We start from the raw sequence: 16,581 nt of genomic DNA on the forward strand, positions 1-16,581 counted from the left end.
GCAAGGCCAGGAGTTGGTCATCAGTAGCGGACCGAGATCCGCCGCTCGACCGCGTCGACCCGGATCTCCCCGCCGTACGGGATGATCAGCTGCGGGTCGGTGTGGCCGAGGTCGACGTCGAAGACCACCACGGGGTCGTCGGCGTACGGCGCGAGGGCCCGGAGGATGGCCTCCCGCTGCGCCTCGCCCCAGGCCAGCCGCTCGTCCAGGGTGTGCGGCTTCTCGAAGTCCCACGCCTTGGGCCGGCCGACCACGATGGCCGGGAAGCCGGCGAGCAGCCCGCGCTCGCCCAGGTTCCGCACGATCCGGAAGACCTCCTGCGAGCCGGGCAGCTCGTTGGAGGTCTCGAAGACGAGCACGGACCCGGCCAGCTCGGCCGCCGAGGGCACCCGGTCGGTGGCCATCAGCCAGTGGATGATCTCCAGGCAGCCGCCCCAGGTGCGGCCCTGGACCACCCGGACCGGCCCGTGCCAGCGCCAGCCCGCGCCGGGGAACATCACCGGCTCGTCGCCGAGGGTCTCCGGGTCCCGCCAGTCGCGCGGCTCGTCGCCCCACTCCGGCGCCGGGGTCAGGTCGTACCAGCCGGAGGTGAACAGTGCGGCCCGCAGCGATTCGAAGGTGAGCGGGTGCGGTGCGCCGGACCGGCCGAGGTGCACGAGCACCGACCCGCCGTGATAGGCCACGATCCCCAGCCGGTAGAGGTGGTTGAGGACGTTGGTGTTGTCCGAGTAGCCGTAGTAGGGCTTCGGGTTGGCCCGCAGCACCGCGTCGTCCAGGAACGGGGTGACCGTGATGACGTCGTCCCCGCCGACCGTGGCGAGCACCGCGGTGACGCTCGGGTCGGCGAAGGCGGCGGTCAGGTCGCGCGCCCGGTCCCGCGGGTCGGCTCCGGCCTGCCGGGTGGTCGGATACTCCACCGGCTCCAGCCCGAACTCCTCGCGGAGCCGGCGCAGGCCAAGCTCGTACACGTGCGGGAAGAGGGCCGGCAGGCCGGCGGAGGGCGAGACGACCGCGACCCGGTCGCCCGGCCTCGGCTTCTGGGGGTAGCTGGGCAGCGCCATGATCCGAAGCTATCGGGCCGGGCCAGCGAATTCCGCCGGCAGAAACCACCCGGGTCGGGCATATGCGGGCAATAGGCTGAGCGCGTGGACGAGGCGCAGCGGAACCTCCCGGTACGCGACTGGCTACCCCGCACGGCGGCGCTGCTGCTCGGCACGCTCGCCCTGGCCACCGCGTTCATCGCCGCCTACGTCGGCGCGCTGCACCAGCCCAACCCGCGCGACGTGCCGGTCGGGGTGGTCCTCGGCGACCAGCGCGCCCAGGCCGTCATGGCCGCCGTGCGCCAGCGCACCGACAAGATCGACCCCATCGAGTACGACGACCCGGGCGCCGCCGACGACGGCCTCACCACCCGCGAGGTGTACGGGGTGCTCACCTCCGGCCCGGACAACGGGTTGCGCCTGACCACCGCGAGCGCCTCGGCGCCGGCCGCCGCCGAGGTGGTGACCCAGGTGCTCGGGCAGGCCGCCCAGCAGGCCAACCTGCCCATCCAGGTCACCGACGAGGTGCCGGTCGAGTCGTCCGACCCGCGCGGGCTGGTCCCCTTCTACCTGGCGGTCGGCTACGTGCTGGGCGGCTACCTGGCCTCCACGGCACTGGGCCTGCGGACCGGCACCGCCCCCGTCAGCCTGCCCCGGGCCGGGCTGCGGGTCGCCGCCCTGGCGGTCTACTCGGTCGTGCTCGGGATCGTCGGCGCCACCGTCGTCGGCCCGCTGCTCGACGTCTGGCACCACGACATCCCGGCGGTCGCGGCGGTCGGCGCGCTGGCGGTCTTCGCCGCCGCCATGGTGGCCAGCGCCGTGCAGGCGTGGCTCGGGCTCCTCGGCACCGGCATCGTGATCCTGCTGCTGGTGGTGCTCGGCAACCCCGGCTCGGGCGGCATCTACGCCCCGGAGTTCCTGCCGGCCTGGATGCGCGGGATGCACCGGTGGAACGTGCCCGGCCTGGCCACCGACCTGATCAAGTCGGCGGTCTACTTCGACCGCCGCTCGACGGGCTGGGCGCTGTCCGGGCTCACCCTCTGGGCCGTGCTCGGGATCCTCGGTCTGGTCACCGCGACGGTCTTCCGGGCGCACCGCCGAGCCGCCCGGGCCCGCGCCCGCCCCGACACCCCCGGCACGCCGGCCGCCCATGGCTGAGCCCGCCGGCCCATCCCAGAGTGCAGATCATCACGCGGTCCCCCTCCTGCCGCCGGGGCCCGCGCGGATACCATCCAGGGAGTCGGACAGCGCTGTCCTTCGTACTCGCGTAAGGAGCGCACCGTGACCGACCAGCACGACCACGACGGGCCCGACGCCGCTCTCCGGGCCGACATCCGCCGCCTCGGCACGCTGCTCGGGCAGACCCTCGCCCGCCAGGAGGGCCGGCCGCTTCTCGACCTCGTCGAGGAGATCCGCGCCCAGGTCCGCTCCGACCCGCCGGCCGCCGCCCAGCGCCTCGGCGGGCTCGACGTCACCACCGGCACCAAGCTGGCCCGGGCCTTCTCCACCTACTTCCACCTGGCCAACATCACCGAGCAGGTGCACCGCGCCCGCGACCTGCGCCGGCGGCGGGCCATCCACGGTGGCTGGCTCGACCAGGCCGCCAAGATGATCGCCGAGCGCGGGGTGCCGGCCGAGGAGATCGCGGCCGCGGCCCGCCGGCTCGCGGTACGCCCCGTCTTCACCGCCCACCCCACCGAGGCGGCCCGCCGGTCCATCCTGTCCAAGCTGCGCGCGGTCGCCGACGAGCTGGACGCCGAGACCACCAACGCCATCCTCTACGGCGCCAGCGACGAGGGGCCGGCCAACCGGCGCCTGGCCGAGCTGCTCGACCTGATGTGGCAGACCGACGAGCTGCGGCTGGACCGGCCGGACCCGACCGACGAGGCCCGCAACGCCATCTACTACCTGCGCGACCTGCACGCCGAGGCCGCCCCGCAGGTCCTCGACGACCTCGCCGACACGCTGCGCACCCTCGGCGTGGAGACCTCGCCGACCGCCCGCCCGCTGACGTTCGGCACCTGGATCGGCGGCGACCGGGACGGCAACCCGTTCGTCACCCCGGCGGTCACCCGCGAGGTGCTGCGCATCCAGCACGAGCACGGCATCGAGGCCACCGAGAAGGCGATGGACGAGCTGATCAACGAGGTCAGCGTCTCCCGCCGGCTGCGCGCGGTCTCCCTCGACCTCTCCGCCAGCCTCGCCACCGACCTGGACGCGCTGCCCGAGGTGGCGCCCCGGTTCCGGCGGGTCAACGCCGAGGAGCCCTACCGGCTCAAGGCGCGCTGCGTGAAGGCCAAGCTGGCCAACACCCGGGAGCGGCTGCGCGCCGGCACCCCGCACGTGCCGGGGCGGGACTACCGCGGCTCCGCCGAGCTGATCGCCGACCTGGAGCTGCTGCGCGCCTCGCTGGCCCGCAACTCCGGGCAGCTCACCGCCGTGGGCCGGCTCGCCTCGACCATCCGTACGGTCTCCGCGTTCGGGCTGCACCTGGCGACCATGGACATCCGGGAGCACGCCGAGAAGCACCACGAGGTGCTCGCCCAGCTCTACGCGGCGGTCGGCGAGGTGTCCGACTACCCGTCGTTGACCCGGCTGGAGCGCACCAAGCTGCTCGCCGACGAGCTGGCCGGCCGCCGGCCGCTCTCCACCCAGGACAGCCCGCTCACCGAGTCGGCGCAGAAGACGTTCGACGTGTTCGGGGCGATCCGCGAGGCGCAGGACCGGTTCGGCGCCGAGGTGATCGAGTCGTACATCATCTCCATGACCCTCGGCGTGGACGACGTGCTCGCCGCCGTGGTGCTGGCCCGCGAGGCCGGCCTGGTCGACGTGCACAGCGGCCGGGCGCGGATCGGCATCGTGCCGCTGCTGGAGACCCCGGCCGAGCTGAACGCCGGCGGTGAGCTGCTGGACGAACTGCTGTCGCTGCCGGCCTACCGGGCCCTGGTCGCGGCCCGGGGCGACGTGCAGGAGGTGATGCTGGGCTACTCCGACTCCAACAAGGAGGCGGGCATCACCACCAGCCAGTGGTCCATCCACCGGGCCCAGCGGGCGCTGCGCGACGTGGCCGCCCGGCACGGCGTACACCTGCGGCTCTTCCACGGCCGGGGCGGCACGGTCGGCCGGGGCGGCGGCCCCACCCACGACGCCATCCTGGCCCAGCCGTACGGCACGCTCGACGGCGCGATCAAGGTGACCGAGCAGGGCGAGGTCATCTCCGACAAGTACACGCTGCCCGCGCTGGCCCGGGAGAACCTGGAGCTGACCGTGGCCGCGGTGCTCCAGGCGACGCTGCTGCACACCGCGCCCCGGCAGCCGGCCGAGATGCTGGAGCGCTGGGACGCGACCATGGACGTGGTCTCCGAGTCGGCCTTCCGGCGCTACCGGTCCCTCGTCGAGGACCCGGACCTGCCGGCCTACTTCTGGGCCTCCACCCCGACCGAGCTGCTCGGCGCGCTGAACATCGGCTCCCGGCCGGCGAAGCGGCCGAACACCGGCGCCGGGCTGGCCGGCCTGCGGGCCATCCCGTGGGTGTTCGGCTGGACGCAGACCCGGCAGATCGTGCCCGGCTGGTTCGGCGTGGGCTCCGGGCTGGCCGCCGCGCGGGCGGCCGGGCTGGCGGACGTGCTCGCCGAGATGAACCGGAACTGGCACTTCTTCCGCACGTTCCTGTCGAACGTCGAGATGATGCTGACCAAGACCGACCTGAGCATCGCCCGGCGCTACGTGGAGACCCTGGTCCCGAAGAAGCTGCACCCGATCTTCGAGAAGATCGAGCAGGAGTACGAGCTGACCAGGCAGGAGGTGCTGGCGGTCAGCGCCTCGCCGGCCCTGCTGGACAACTCGCCCGTGCTCCAGCGCACCCTGGCCGTGCGGGACACCTACCTGGAGCCGCTGCACCACCTCCAGGTGGCCCTGCTGCGCCAGTACCGGGACTCGGGTGCCGCGGGCCGCGCGGTGGCCACCGCGCCGGGCGGCCGCCGCGCCCCGAACGACGGTACGGCGCTGGAGCGGGCGCTGTTGACCACGGTCAACGGCATCGCCGCCGGCATGCGCAACACCGGCTGACCCCGGTCGACGAGGAAGGCCCCGGTCGCCGACCGGGGCCTTCGTCATCCGCGCGGCGGGCTACCAGTCGCCCCCGCCGAAGTCCCCCCCACCGAAGTCGCCGCCGAAATCTCCGCCGCCGAAGTCGCCCTGGCCGGCGGCGTAGTCGCCCTGGCCGGCGAAGTCCTGCCCCTGGTCGCCGAAGTCCTGGCCCTGGTCCCCGACGTCGCCGCCCTGGTCGCCGACGTCGCCGCCCTGGTCCTGGCCGTCGTTGAAGCCCTCCTGGTAGCCGGCGTCGTAGCCGTAGCCGGGGTCGGCGAAGGCGGGCGAGAAGAGCGCGTCGGCGATCAGGATGCCGCCGAGCACGCCGGCCCCGGTGCCGAGCGCGGTCTTCCACCACGGCGTCGAGTACCAGCCGGCCGGCACGGGCCGCCCCTGCCAGTTTCCGCCCGGGTAGTAGTACGGAGTCTGGTTTCCCGGCTGGGGGCCGGCGCGGTAGGTCTGCCCCTGCACGTTGACCTCGCGCTCCTTGGTGAGCATCCCCGCACCGCGGGCGGCGGCCAGCGGCGGCAGCTCCGGGCCCGGGTCGATACCCATGGCGGTCCGCGCCGCCCGGATGTACGCCAGCCCCTCCAGCGCGGTCTCCCGGGCCAGCGCGAACTGGTGCGGGGTGCGTGCCTGCTCCAGCTGGGAACCGGCCGCGTTGTACCGCTCGCCCGCGTCAGCCAGCGCCTGGCGGACGGCCGGGGCGTCCCCGTGCAGGTTCATCAACTGCCCACCGAGCCGCTCGTACCAGCGCTGCGCCTCAGCGCGCGCGTCGGACAGCTCGGTGGCCCGCCGGGACCTGCTCCGCCACCGCCAGAACACGAGCGCACCTCCGAGCATCAGGATCAGGACCACCCACAGGGCAACCTCCATGACCTCGAACGTACCCAGCGGGCGCACGTCGTACCCGTTTGGCAAGCTCTTCGGCATGAGCTTCTCGACGCTGGCCGTGGTGGTGCTCTGCCTCGCCGCGGGCGGCGCGGTGGGCTGGCTGGCCGCCCGGTCCCGCTCGGCGACCGAGATCGCCCGGCTGGAGGCGACGCTGGCCGCCACCCGGGAGGGCGAGGGGCGGCTGGAGCAGTCCATGCGGGCGCTCAGCTACGAGGCGACCGCGCAGTCCCAGGAGGCGGTGGCCCGGGCCGTGGCCCCGCTGCACGACACCCTCCGCCGCTACGAGCAGCGGGTCGCCGAGCTGGAGCGCGACCGGGTCGACGCCTACGCCGAGCTGCGCGAGCAGGTGCGGTCCATGAGCGCGGTCTCCGGCGAGCTGCGCACCGAGACCAAGCAGCTCGTCGCGGCGCTGCGTGCCCCGCAGGTACGCGGCCGGTGGGGCGAGCACCAGCTGCGCCGGATCGTCGAGGCGGCCGGCATGCTGGAGCACTGCGACTTCAACGAGCAGGTCACCGCGGCCACCGACCACCAGGGGGTCCGCCCCGACCTGGTGGTCCGGCTGCACGGCGGCCGGACGGTGGTGGTCGACGCCAAGGCGCCCTTCGACGCCTACCTGACCGCCATGGAGGCGCGCGACGAGCGGGGGCGGGACACCCACCTCGACGCGCACGCGCGGCACCTGCGGGCCCACGTCGACGGGCTGGCCGCCAAGAGCTACTGGGCGGCGTTCGACCAGACACCGGACTTCGTGGTGCTGTTCGTGCCGGCCGACCCGTTCCTCGACGTGGCGCTGCAGCGCGACCCGTCGCTGCTGGAGCACGCCTTCGCCCGCAACGTCGTGCTGGCCACGCCGGCCACCCTGGTGGCGCTGCTGCGCACCGTGGCCTACTCCTGGCGGCAGGAGGCGCTGGCCCGCAACGCGGCCACCGTCCACTCGCTGGCCCGCGAGCTCTACGGGCGGCTGTCCACCCTCGGCGACCACGTCGGCAAGCTCGGCGGCGCGCTGGGCGGGGCGGTGACCGCCTACAACCGGGCGGTCGGCTCGCTGGAGGCGCGGGTGCTGGTCAGCGCCCGCAAGCTGGCCGAGCTGGGCGTCTCCGACCAGGAGCTGGCCGCGCCGCCGCAGGTCGAGCTGGCGCCCCGCCAGCCGCAGGCCCCGGAGCTGGTGGAGGGTCTGTCCACATCGGCCGAACGACCGGCGGGCATCGACGGTTGACGCGCGCAGGGTGACGATGACGGTCGATCCGGGTCACGGAGTGGTCACAACCTACTTCGGAGTAGTGACACCGACAGGGCCAGACCGAAGGATCACGGTCACGTGTGCCCTGTTTCTGTAGGGCCCTGTTCTCTGGAGGAAGAGAACGTGAGTCAACCCCGCAACCGGAGCCGGCGTACCTCCGCCGCGCTCTTCGCCTCGGTCCTGGCGGCCGGCGCCATGACCGTCGGGGGTGGCGCCGCGACCGCGAGCGCAGCCCCCGCCGCCGCCCCCGACGTCTCGCAGCCGACCGCCGCCGAGACGCTGGGCGCCCACGACGCCAAGCTGCTCGACGAGGCGGAGGCGAAGCACGCTCCGACCGTCACCCTGATCATCGCCGCCAAGAAGGGCTCGGCCAAGAAGGTCGCCGACGGGCTGGCCAGCCTGGGCGCCTCCGTGAGCCAGCGCTACGACCAGGTCGGCTACCTGCTGGCCAAGGTCCCCACCGCAAAGGTCCTCAAGGCCGCGACGCTCCCCGGCGTCTCCGCCGTCGACCTCGACGAGACCATCAAGCTCCCCGACCCGGCCCCCGAAGCCGCCCCGGCCGGAGCGAAGACCGCCGCGCAGGGCGAGACCCTGGCCGGCCCGGGCGCCGACACCGGCGCGGTCAACCCGTACATGCCGACGAACGAGACCGGCGCGGAGGCCTTCAAGGCCGCGCACCCGGAGTGGGACGGCCGCGGCGTCACCATCGGCATCATGGACTCCGGGGTGGACCTGGACCAGCCGGCGCTGCAGAAGACCACCACCGGCGAGCGCAAGATCGTCGACTGGGTCACCGCGACCGACCCGCTCGAGGACGCCTCCTGGCGCGCGATGGCCACCGACGTGGCCGGCCCCTCGTTCAGCAACTCGCTGGGCACCTGGACCGCGCCGGCCGGCTCCTACAAGTTCAACGTCTTCCGGGAGAACATCACCGCGGGCAGCGACGCGCGGGGCGACGTCAACCGCGACGGTGACATCACCGACTTCTGGGGCATCCTCTACAACCCGGCCAACGGCGACATCCGCGTCGACGCCAACCAGAACAACGACTTCACCGACGACGAGCCGATGCGGCCGTACAAGGAGAAGTTCCAGGTCGGCCACTTCGGCACGGACAACCCGGCCACCGCGGTGCGCGAGCAGATCCCGTTCGTGGTCGAGTACCGCAAGAACGTGGACATCGCGCCCGCCGACGGCCAGGCCGGCCCGTACTACGACTTCGTCAACATCGGCATCATCGAGAGCACCCACGGCACCCACGTCGCCGGCATCACCGCCGCCAACGACATGCTGGGCAACAGCGCCTTCGACGGCGCCGCCCCGGGCGCCAAGCTGGTCTCCGCCCGGGCCTGCTCCTGGGGCGGCGGCTGCACCGCGGCGGCGCTCACCACCGGCATGGTGGACCTCGTCGTCAACCGCAAGGTCGACGTGGTCAACATGTCGATCGGCGGCCTGCCGGCGCTGAACGACGGCTCGAACGCCCGCTCCGAGCTCTACAACAGCCTGATCAGCACGTACGGCGTGCAGATGTTCATCTCGGCCGGCAACTCCGGCCCGGGCCTGAACACCGTCGGCGACCCCTCGGTGGCCGGCAACGTGGTCAGCGTGGCCGCGAACGTCAGCAAGGACACCTGGCTGGCCAACTACGGCTCCGTGGTCCGCAAGGAGAACTCGCTGTTCAACTTCTCCTCGCGCGGCCCGCGTGAGGACGGCGGCTTCAAGCCCAACATCTCCGCCCCCGGCTCGGCCATCTCCACCGCGCCGACCTGGCAGCCCGGCAACCCGGTCCCCGAGGCCGGCTACCCGCTGCCCCCGGGCTACCAGATGCTGAACGGCACCTCGATGGCCTCGCCGCAGGCCACCGGCGCCGCCGCGCTGCTGCTCTCGGCGGCCAAGGCCACCGACAAGGGCGTCACCCCGGCCGCGCTGCGCCGGGCCATCTACACCTCCGCCAAGCCGATCGCGGGCGTCCCGACGTACGCGCAGGGCTACGGCATGTTCAACGTGCCGGGCGCGTGGAACCTCCTCGCGGCGGGCGTGCAGACCCGGACCTACACCTCCACGGCGCCGGTCTGCACCGAGCTGTCGGCCAACCTGACCAGGTACGACCCGGCCACCGGCGGCTTCGAGCCGACCCCGAACGTGGGCACCGGCATCTACAACCGCTGCGCGGCCGGCGAGGGCGGGCAGAAGGTCAAGGAGAGCCGCTACTACGAGGTCAAGCTGACCCGCACCAGCGGCCCGAACAAGGGCCTCAAGCACACCGTCGCCTTCCGCGGCAACGACGGCACCTTCTCGGCCCCGGCGGTCGTGTGGCTGCCGCTCAACAAGACCGTCACCGTCGCGGTGAAGGCCAAGCCGCTGACCGCCGGCGCGCACGGCGCGATCATGACCGTCGACGACCCGGCCACCTCGGTGGTCGACTTCGAGGTCGCCACTGTCGTGGTCGCCCCGACCGCGGTCTCCGCCCCGGCCTACGCGTTCTCCGCCGAGGGCTCGGTCGAGCGGAACAGCTTCACCTCGTACTTCGTGACGGTTCCGGAGGGCGCGGGCGCGCTCCAGGTCAACCTCTCCGGTATCGCCACCGGCTCGCAGACCCGGTTCATCGCCTTCAACCCGTACGGCGTGCCGGTCGAGAGCACCGCGAGCACCGGCTGCTACACCAACTTCTCCGACGCCGCCGCCTGCAAGCCGCAGGAGCGGGACTACCAGAACCCGCTGCCGGGCGTCTGGGAGATCGAGGTCGAGGCCCGGCGTACCTCGCCGACGCTGGACAACCCGTTCCAGCTGCAGGCGCGGGTGCAGGGCGTCAAGGTCGAGCCGGCCGTGGTCGAGCTGCCGTCGGTGACCGCCGGCACCCCGACCGAGGTGAGCTGGGGCCTGACCAACGTGTTCGGCCCGGTCCAGGTGACCGGCGTCGGCGGCCCGCTGGCCAGCGTGCACGCCGAGCGGCCGAGCATCGCCCAGGGCGCTCGCCAGGAGTACACGGTGGACGTCCCGGCGGGGGCCACCTCGTTCACCGCCCGGATCGGCAACCCGTCCGACCTGAGCGCCGACCTGGACCTGTCGGTCTTCCTCGGCGCGACCCGGGTGGGCCAGTCGGCCGACGGTGACTCGGAGGAGGCGGTCACGCTGTCCAACCCGGCCGCCGGCACCTACCGGGTGGTCGTCGACGGCTACGCGGTGAGCGACCCGACCACCGCGTACGACTACCGCGACTCGTTCGCCGCCCCGGCGCTGGGTTCGCTCTCCGCCCCCAGCACCCCGCTGGCCCTGGCAAACGGCGCCACCGCCACCCTGACCGGCACGGTGACCGCCCAGGCCACCCCGGCCGCCGGCCGGGAGCTCTACGGTGACCTGGCCGTCACCACCACCGAAGGCGCGGTCGTCGGCCGCGGTTCGGTGGAGGTCGGTGCGGTCAACTGACCCGCTGAGTTCCAGGAGCCCCGCCCCTCGATGAGGGGCGGGGCTTCGCCGTTTCCCGGCCCGGTTTCCCGGGTGCGCTCAGGCGCGGCTTTCCCGGGCGCGCTCAGGCGCGGCGGGCGGATTCGACGACGAACGGGGTGCCCTGCTGGCAGGTGGTCACCATGCCGGGCTCCGAGCGGCCGGTGACCTCCACCCGGGCGCCGGGCGTGAGCACGTCGCGCGGGCCGCCGATCAGCAGGTGGTCGTCGATCAGCAGGCAGTTCGGCTCGACGCCGGCGCGGATCGTGCCGGTGAGCGTGGTGGCGCCGGGGCCGGGCGGCTTCGACGGGCCGCCCTTCCAGGTGGGATCCGGGCGGCTCGGGCCGATGCTCGGGCCGGTGCTGGGGCCGGGGTCGGGCTGGCTGGTCACCGGTGAGGCTCCCGTCGGGGTGGGGCCGGCGGGCTCGGTGCCCGGGCCGGCGCAGGCGGCCAGCGCCGCGCCGGCGAGCAGGGCGACGAGCGCTGTCCGAGGAGTCTTCATGAGCGGTTGGACGTCGCGGGCGGTCGTTTCGTTCCGGCCGGTCAGCCGCGGGTCGCCGCGGCCTTCAGGTCCCGCTTGAGCTCCTGCGGCAGCGAGAAGGTCAGCCGCTCGTTGGCGGTGGTGATCTCCTCGACGTCGGCGAAGCCGCGCTCGGCCAGGTGGGCGAGCACCTCCTGGACCAACTCGTCCGGCACGCTGGCGCCCGAGGTCAGCCCCACGGTGCGGGCCTCCGCCAGCCAGGCGTCGTCGATCTCGTGGGCGAAGTCGACCAGGTATCCGGCGCGGGCGCCGGCGTCCAGCGCCACCTCGACCAGGCGGACCGAGTTGGAGGAGTTCCGCGAGCCGACCACGATCACCACGTCGCAGTCCGGGGCGATCTCCTTCACCACGTGCTGGCGGTTGGAGGTGGCGTAGCAGATGTCGTCGCTGGGCGGGGACTGGAGCAGCGGCAGCCGCTGCTTGAGCCGGGCCACGGTCTCCAGGGTCTCGTCGACCGAGAGGGTGGTCTGGGAGAGCCAGACGACCTTGTCGGGGTCGCGCACGGTGACCTTGTCGACGCCGTCCGGGCCGTCCACCAGTTGGATGTGCGCGGGCGCCTCACCGGCGGTGCCGATGACCTCCTCGTGCCCCTCGTGGCCGATCAGCAGGATGTCGTAGTCCTCGGCGGCGAACCGCCGGGCCTCCTGGTGCACCTTGGTGACGAGCGGGCAGGTCGCGTCGATCGCCTTGAGCGAGCGTGCCTTGGCCTGCTCGTAGACCTCGGGGGCCACGCCGTGCGCGGAGAAGATGACGGTGGCGCCCTCCGGCACCTCCTCGTTCTCCTCCACGAAGATCGCGCCCTTGGCCTCCAGCGTCCGCACCACGTGCTTGTTGTGCACGATCTGCTTGCGGACGTAGATCGGCGCGCCGTAGAGCTTCAGCGCCTCCTCGACGGTCTGCACCGCCCGGTCCACGCCCGCGCAGTAGCCGCGGGGCTTGGCCAGGAGCACGCGCTTGCCGGTCCGGGAAGTCTCAGCCTCAGTCACCCGACCATCGTACGTGCCCGCTTTCGGCGCGACCGTTGATCATGAGGTTGGCGGTGGTTCCGGAGATCGACATCGCCGTCAACCTCATGATCGACGCGGGAGTGGTCGGGGGTGGGGCTTAGGGTGGGCGGGTGAGTGACGGGGAGCGGAGCACGTCCGAGGAGCCGTGGCCGGTCCGGGTGGTGAGCCAGAAGGTCGGGGCCTGGATCGCCCGGTTGGGCTGGGTCTGGGTGGACGGGCAGGTGGCGCAGATCAGCCGGCGCCCGGGGGCGAGCACCGTCTTCCTGACCCTGCGTGATCCGTCGGCGGATCTCAGCCTGACCGTCACCACCAACCGCGACGTGCTCGACGCGGGCGCACCGGAGCTGCGCGAGGGCGCCCGGGTGGTGCTGCACGCCAAGCCCGAGTTCTACGCCGCCCGGGGCACGCTCAGCCTGCGCGCCGACGAGATCCGCCAGGTCGGGCTCGGTGAGCTGCTGGCCCGGCTGGAGAAGCTCAAGAAGCTGCTGGCCGCCGAGGGGCTCTTCGACCGGGCCCGCAAGCGCCGGCCGCCGTTCCTGCCCGGCCGGATCGGGCTGATCACCGGCCGCGCCTCGGCCGCCGAGCGGGACGTGCTGACCAACGCCCGCCGCCGGTGGCCGGCCGTGGAGTTCCGGACGGTCAACGTGGCCGTGCAGGGGCCCAGCGCGGTGCCCGACATCGTGGGCGCGCTCAAGGTGCTCGACGCCGACCCGACGGTCGACGTGATCGTCATCGCGCGGGGCGGCGGCAGCATCGAGGACCTGCTGCCCTTCTCCGACGAGGCGCTCTGCCGGGCTGTCTTCGCCTGCCGCACGCCCGTGGTCAGCGCGATCGGTCACGAGACCGACGCGCCGCTGCTCGACTACGTCGCCGACGTGCGCGCCTCCACGCCGACCGACGCGGCGAAGCGGATCGTGCCCGACCTCACCGACGAGGTGCGCCTCATCGGCCAGGCGCGGTCCCGGCTGGAACGGGCCGTGCGCAACCTGGTCGACCGGGAGCAGCACCGGCTGGACCTGCTGCGCTCCCGGCCGGTGCTGGCCCGCCCGCAGGTGATGGTCGACCAGCGGGCCACCGACGTCGCCGCCCTGCGCGACCGGACCGGCCGCTGCCTGGACCACCGGCTGGGCGCCGCCACCGACGACCTGCGGCACACCCTGGCGCGGCTGCGCGCCCTCTCCCCCGCGGCCACCCTCGACCGGGGCTACGCCATCGTCCAGCGCGCCGACGGGCACGTGGTCCGCGCCGCGTCCGAGGTGGCCAAGGGCGACCCGCTGCGGGTACGCCTCGCCGAGGGCGAGCTGACCGCCACCGTGGACGGCTGATGGAATGGGACCCGATGACTGACACGACGAAGGACGAGCAGCTCAGCTACGAGCAGGCCCGGGGTGAGCTGGCCTCGGTGGTCGAACGGCTGGAGGCGGGCGGCACCTCGCTGGAGGAGTCGCTGGCGCTCTGGGAGCGCGGCGAGCAGCTCGCCGGGATCTGCCAGCGCTGGCTGGACGGCGCCCGGGCCCGCATCGACGCCGCCCGGCAACGCGCCGAGGACTGAGCGGCGGGACGGCCGGAGCCGTCCCGCCGGCACGCTCAGTTGAACAGGTTGTAGAACTCCGCGGGCGCCTCGACGACCTGGTCGGCCGGGGGCTTCTGCGCGGCGGCGGCGTTGCCGTAGTCCGAGTAGGTGATCTTCAGGTCCTGCGCGGCGTTCTGGCCGGCGGCCGGGATCTGCAGCACCAGCTCGCTGAGCCGGCCCTGCGTGTCGACCTTGGCGGTGAACGGCACCGACTGGGCCTGCGCGCCGAGCGCGGTGATCACGGCCGGGTCGAGCGAGCCCGCCTCGGCCGCCTTCGACACGTCGACGGTGCCCGCGTACGCGCCGTCGCCGGTCTTCCGGACCTCGGTGACGCCCTGCGTCAGCACCGCGCTGCCGGCGGGGTCGACCTTGTCGAAGTCGAAGCCGAGCGCACGGTTGCCCTGGATCCGGGTCTGGTCGAGGTGCTGGTACTTGCCGAGGTTGAGGTTCTTCAGCCCCGGCACGCTGGCGGCGGCCTTGCCGCCCAGTTCCAGCTTGACCCAGCTGTCGGGCTTGGCGTGGATCAGGTCGAGCTTCATCATCAGGTCCGACGACGGGTCGCCGATCGTCATCCGCATCTCGGCGCTCTGGCTGGGCTCGTGCACCTGCCCCTCGGCGGTGGAGCCCGCGCCGGACATGGTGAACCGGAAGTTCCCGTCGCGGATCGCGTTGGTGGAGTCGAGCAGGGCCTGCTTGGCGTCGCCGGCCGGGGTGCCGCTCGGGGCGATGCTGCCGGAGGCGGCCGGAGTCGCGGAGGCCCCCGCTCCGGCGGTCCCGTTGTCGTTGCAGGCGGCCAGGCCGGGAATGAGCAGCGCCGCGGCGAACGCGGTGGCGCTGAAGCGTCGAATCTTCACGTCAACCTCTCCAGGTGGGTCGTCCGGCCCACGGAGGTGCCGGAGTCGGGCGCCGAAGCCCGGACGCCGGCTCCGGCGCACGAGCCCGGTCCGGCCGGCGTGGTCGGCCCCGGCGGGCTCGTGCCCCCTTCTGTTCCCTGAAGCGGTGTTCCGCAATCCCTGTCCGGTGCGCCACGGCACCGGGGTGGCGGCCGGGGACGGCGCGAGCCGCCCCCGACCGCTGGAGGATCAGCCCTTGAACATCTCGTAGATGCTGGCGGGCGCCTCGACGACCTGGGCGGCCGGCGGGGCCTGCACCGCGGTGGCGGTGCCGTAGTCGGCGTAGGTGACGGTCACGGTCTGCGCCTCGGCGGCGCCGGCGGCCGGCACCTGCACGGCGAACTCGGTGAGCCGGCCCTGCGCGTCGAGCTTGGCGGTGAACGGCACGGCGGTGGCCTTGGTGCCGAGGGCCTTGACGGTCTCGGCGTCGAGCAGGTCCGAGTCGGCGGCCTTGCTGGCGTCGATGGTGCCCTCGTAGCTGCCCTCACCCGTCTTCTTGACGTCGGTGATCGCCTTGATCATCTTGTCGCTGCCGGCCGGGTCCACGTCGCTGAAGTCGAAGTTCAGCTCCTTGGCGTCCTTGATCCGGGTCCGGTCCAGGTGCTGGTACTTGCCCTTGGTCGCCTTGAAGCCCGGGATGGCGTCGGCCATCGCGCCGTCCAGGTCGAGCTTGAGCCAGCTGTCGGTGTCGATGAACACCAGGTGCATGCTCATCGAGATGTCGTCGGCGGCGGACGCGCCGCTGGACATCTTCATCTCCGCGCTCTTGGACGGCATGTGCACCTTGCCGTCCCCGTTGAACTCGCCACCCTTGATGGCGAAGCTGAAGTTGCCCTGCTGGATCTCCTTGGTGGAGGCGGCCAGTGCCTCCTTCGGGTCCGCGGGCACCGCCGGGGCGGTGGACTTGCTGTCGGCGGTCGGCGAGTCGGCCTCGGTCTTGCAGGCGGCCAGACCGGGGACGAACAGGGCAGCGGCGAGGACGCCGACGCTCCACCGTCGAATGTTCACGGCTATCTCTTTCCGGTTGCTGTCCGGGACGCGTCACGCGTACCGGTTTGTCGGGCCCGGGCAGCGTAGCGGAAACGGTGCCGGCCCCGGGGGGCAGCGGCGGCGGGAGCGGGTCAGCGCAGCGAGGTGGCCAGCTCGCGCAGCTCCGCCTCCCCGGCGTCACCCACCACGATCACCGTGCGGTTCGGCTCCAGCAGGACGAGGGCCTGCTCGTTGCCCCGGGCCGTGTACCGCTGCCAGCTCACGCCGCCGGGCAGGTCGGCCGGACCCTGCGGCTGGCCGCCGCTCAGCTCGGCCGGCAGCAGCTTCTCCGCCGGCACGTTGCTCTCCACCAGCTGCGCGCCCCGGCCCTCCGGGGTCAGGTAGCCGATGCGCAGCGTGCCGCCGCCGGACTCGGTCTGGTAGCGGGCGCTGACCGTACGCCAGTCGGAGCCGAGTCCGCGCGGCTCGGCGACCGGGAAGGCGTTGGCCGCGCGGGCCTGCTCGACGGCGGGCGCGGGGTCGACGGTGACCGGGTCATCCCCGCCGAGGAAACCCCGGTAGAACGCGATCAGCAGGGCGATCGGGACCAGCAGCACCAGCAGCGAGAGGGCCATGTCCTTCGGCGACCGCTCGGACCGGGCCTTCTCCTTCCGTGCGGGCGGGGCGGGATGCTCGCCGGCGTCGGCCGGCGGCACGGGCCCGGTCGGCTCGACCAGGGCCGGTTCCCCGGCGGGCGGGGTCGCCCCGGCGGTCGGTCGCACCGGCGGCTGGCCGTCCGGCGGGGTGACGTCGGTCGGTACGCGGTCGGCAGGCTGTGCGGGTTCCACCCAGCCATTCTCGCAGCCGTCCGAGTGACGTGATCCTGGCCTC

The 16,581-nt window shown here is 73.3% G+C and carries 13 protein-coding genes; 6 read left to right on the top strand and 7 right to left on the bottom strand.

Going from position 1 to position 16,581, the window contains the following annotated elements; all coding sequences use genetic code 11:
* Positions 1 to 20: 20 nt before the first annotated feature.
* Positions 21 to 1,061, bottom strand: a complete 1,041-nt coding sequence (locus tag IEY96_RS00940) for a S66 family peptidase (protein ID WP_189192898.1) — start codon at positions 1,059 to 1,061, stop codon at positions 21 to 23.
* Between the two features lie 84 nt (positions 1,062 to 1,145).
* On the opposite strand from IEY96_RS00940, the gene IEY96_RS00945 reads away from it, so the two are divergent.
* Positions 1,146 to 2,198 carry an ABC-2 transporter permease gene (locus tag IEY96_RS00945; protein WP_189192899.1) on the top strand — a complete coding sequence of 351 codons (1,053 nt, stop codon included), beginning with the start codon at positions 1,146 to 1,148 and terminating at the stop codon, positions 2,196 to 2,198.
* A gap of 123 nt (positions 2,199 to 2,321) precedes the next feature.
* Entirely contained in the window at positions 2,322 to 5,108 is a 2,787-nt protein-coding gene (ppc, locus tag IEY96_RS00950) for a phosphoenolpyruvate carboxylase (protein WP_189192900.1), read from the top strand.
* A 60-nt stretch (positions 5,109 to 5,168) separates the two neighbouring features.
* Here ppc and IEY96_RS00955 read toward each other — a convergent pair whose 3' ends face one another.
* Complete coding sequence (locus IEY96_RS00955; protein WP_189192901.1) at positions 5,169 to 6,005, bottom strand: hypothetical protein; 837 nt, start codon at positions 6,003 to 6,005, stop codon at positions 5,169 to 5,171.
* 55 nt (positions 6,006 to 6,060) lie between these two features.
* On the opposite strand from IEY96_RS00955, the gene IEY96_RS00960 reads away from it, so the two are divergent.
* Positions 6,061 to 7,239 carry a DNA recombination protein RmuC gene (locus IEY96_RS00960; protein ID WP_189192902.1) on the top strand — a complete coding sequence of 393 codons (1,179 nt, stop codon included), beginning with the start codon at positions 6,061 to 6,063 and terminating at the stop codon, positions 7,237 to 7,239.
* 147 nt (positions 7,240 to 7,386) lie between these two features.
* Positions 7,387 to 10,689 carry a S8 family serine peptidase gene (locus IEY96_RS00965; RefSeq protein WP_189192903.1) on the top strand — a complete coding sequence of 1,101 codons (3,303 nt, stop codon included), beginning with the start codon at positions 7,387 to 7,389 and terminating at the stop codon, positions 10,687 to 10,689.
* Between the two features lie 103 nt (positions 10,690 to 10,792).
* Here the strand turns inward: IEY96_RS00965 and IEY96_RS00970 are convergent, their stop codons facing one another.
* Both IEY96_RS00970 and IEY96_RS00975 read right to left on the bottom strand, forming a co-directional pair.
* A complete protein-coding gene (locus IEY96_RS00970) occupies positions 10,793 to 11,209 on the bottom strand; it encodes a hypothetical protein (protein WP_189192904.1) in 417 nt (138 codons plus the stop codon).
* A 41-nt stretch (positions 11,210 to 11,250) separates the two neighbouring features.
* Positions 11,251 to 12,234 (bottom strand): 4-hydroxy-3-methylbut-2-enyl diphosphate reductase, encoded by a 984-nt coding sequence (locus IEY96_RS00975; protein WP_189192905.1) that lies wholly within the window; start codon positions 12,232 to 12,234, stop codon positions 11,251 to 11,253.
* 131 nt (positions 12,235 to 12,365) lie between these two features.
* Here IEY96_RS00975 and xseA point away from each other — a divergent pair, with 131 nt between their 5' ends.
* The gene (xseA, locus tag IEY96_RS00980) at positions 12,366 to 13,580 is read left to right on the top strand and encodes an exodeoxyribonuclease VII large subunit (RefSeq protein WP_189192906.1); all 1,215 of its coding nucleotides are present in this window, start codon (positions 12,366 to 12,368) and stop codon (positions 13,578 to 13,580) included.
* A gap of 14 nt (positions 13,581 to 13,594) precedes the next feature.
* The gene (locus tag IEY96_RS00985) at positions 13,595 to 13,807 is read left to right on the top strand and encodes an exodeoxyribonuclease VII small subunit (RefSeq protein ID WP_091321990.1); all 213 of its coding nucleotides are present in this window, start codon (positions 13,595 to 13,597) and stop codon (positions 13,805 to 13,807) included.
* Between the two features lie 35 nt (positions 13,808 to 13,842).
* Here IEY96_RS00985 and IEY96_RS00990 read toward each other — a convergent pair whose 3' ends face one another.
* The 3 genes from IEY96_RS00990 to IEY96_RS01000 all read right to left on the bottom strand — a co-directional run bounded on the left by IEY96_RS00990 (position 13,843) and on the right by IEY96_RS01000 (position 16,538).
* The gene (locus IEY96_RS00990; protein ID WP_189192907.1) at positions 13,843 to 14,682 is read right to left on the bottom strand and encodes a hypothetical protein; all 840 of its coding nucleotides are present in this window, start codon (positions 14,680 to 14,682) and stop codon (positions 13,843 to 13,845) included.
* A gap of 228 nt (positions 14,683 to 14,910) precedes the next feature.
* Entirely contained in the window at positions 14,911 to 15,729 is an 819-nt protein-coding gene (locus tag IEY96_RS00995) for a hypothetical protein (protein ID WP_189192908.1), read from the bottom strand.
* Between the two features lie 113 nt (positions 15,730 to 15,842).
* On the bottom strand, positions 15,843 to 16,538 hold the full coding sequence (locus tag IEY96_RS01000) for a DUF4245 domain-containing protein (RefSeq protein WP_189192909.1): 696 nt from the start codon (positions 16,536 to 16,538) through the stop codon (positions 15,843 to 15,845).
* Between the last annotated feature and the right edge of the window lie 43 nt (positions 16,539 to 16,581).

Origin of the sequence: Micromonospora fulviviridis, assembly GCF_014648395.1 — a bacterium.
Lineage (GTDB): Bacteria > Actinomycetota > Actinomycetes > Mycobacteriales > Micromonosporaceae > Micromonospora > Micromonospora fulviviridis.